Annotated in this window: 1 protein-coding gene; it reads left to right on the top strand. The window is 59.5% G+C overall.

Annotated features, from left to right (window positions below; all coding sequences use genetic code 11):
- Positions 1-77: 77 nt before the first annotated feature.
- The gene (locus tag ACGYK9_RS19355; RefSeq protein WP_122114529.1) at positions 78-1,439 is read left to right on the top strand and encodes an ISKra4 family transposase; all 1,362 of its coding nucleotides are present in this window, start codon (positions 78-80) and stop codon (positions 1,437-1,439) included.
- Positions 1,440-1,461: the final 22 nt, after the last annotated feature.

The following is a 1,461-nucleotide window of genomic DNA, read 5'->3' as shown; positions in this document are numbered from 1 at the left end:
GGGAGTGGACAAAACATGGGGGTCATCTTCGTCGTTGCGGCCCGTGCTAAGGTGAGTTCTTTGCGTGTGGGGCTGCCATGGACGTACGGATTACAATCGAAACTACCTTCGACAACGGGGAGAAGCGCACTCATCAGCTTGACGGCATTTCACGACCCTACCGGGTGACCTGTCCAGACGGGATCGGGTTGCGCCTCGAGGATGGGAAGAGGGTTGTCGAACAGATTCAGCGGGCAATTCTTTGCGATCAGGTTGAGGAAATCATCCGAGAAAGCCGCGTATGCCCGGATTGCGCCTCGGTTCGTGCCATTCATGACTATCGCACGCGCGATCTCGACACGCTCTTTGGGCGGGTTCGGGTCAAAGCCGCGCGCTTGCGCCGCTGTTCGTGTGATGCCAGGTCAGCGGCGATGCCCGGCGGACCTATTTCTCCGCTGGCCTATTTCTTTCCTGACCGGGCTACCCCGGAGCTGCAGCGGCTCCATGCGGAACTCGGGTCCCGGCATTCCTTTCGCGAAGCCGCGCGGCTGATGAAAAGCTTCCTCCCCTGCCATCCGCCCCATCACACCACGGTGCGTGACCGGTTGGGAAGAGTAGCCACTGGGCTCGAGAAAAGTCGAAGGGCATCAGGCGATCCCGCTGAAGCACTTCCCAAAGGGGGTTTGACGGTTTTTCTGGACGGTGCGCATATCCGCTGTCGACCGGAGTATCAGCAGCGACACCTGGATCTTGTGGTCGGTAAGATTGAAAGTCGCAATATGTGCCGACGATTTGGCTTGGTCGCCAATGCGACGGCATCGCCAGGCAGCCGGATGCGAGAAGAGCTGTCAGACTTTGGATGGAAGCCGGGCCGTCTGTTGACGGTAATCTCTGATGGCGAGCTTGCTCTCCCGAACCTCATACGGAATGCCATGGGTGGCGACGGCCAGGTGAAGCATATCCTCGACTGGTGGCACATCTCGATGCGTATTCGACATGTCGAGGCCGCCGTTCAGGGTCTGGTCCAGATACCGGGATTCACTGGAATTCCGGTGCTGTTCCAGCGCCCCGCGAAAAGCCTTCGCTGGTGGCTGTGGCATGGCAGAGCACGGGTCGCGGAAACTTATCTGAAAGGGCTCATGCACGATTGCACCCGCCTTGCGGAAGAACCTTTGGCTGTCCGCACCGCTGCCGCTCGTGTGCAGGCCCGATGCGGGACACTGTACACCTATCTCGCGAACAACATGGAATCCCTTGTCGACTATGGCCGACGGTACCGTAACGGGCTGCCCATCTCGTCATCTCGTGCCGAAGGATCAGTCGATGACATTGCCAATGCCCGCATGGGAAAGCGCAGAAGGATGCGGTGGTCGCCCAAAGGGGCTCACCGAGTAGCCGTCACAAGGGCCGCAGTTCTCGATGGTCGGCTGACCGTCGCAAACAGAAAACGCGCCGCATGACCCCCATGTTTTGTCCACTCCC

This window comes from Sulfitobacter sp. 1A15258 (assembly GCF_043557045.1).
GTDB lineage: Bacteria > Pseudomonadota > Alphaproteobacteria > Rhodobacterales > Rhodobacteraceae > Sulfitobacter > Sulfitobacter faviae.
This window is presented reverse-complemented; position numbering and strand designations above follow the sequence as displayed.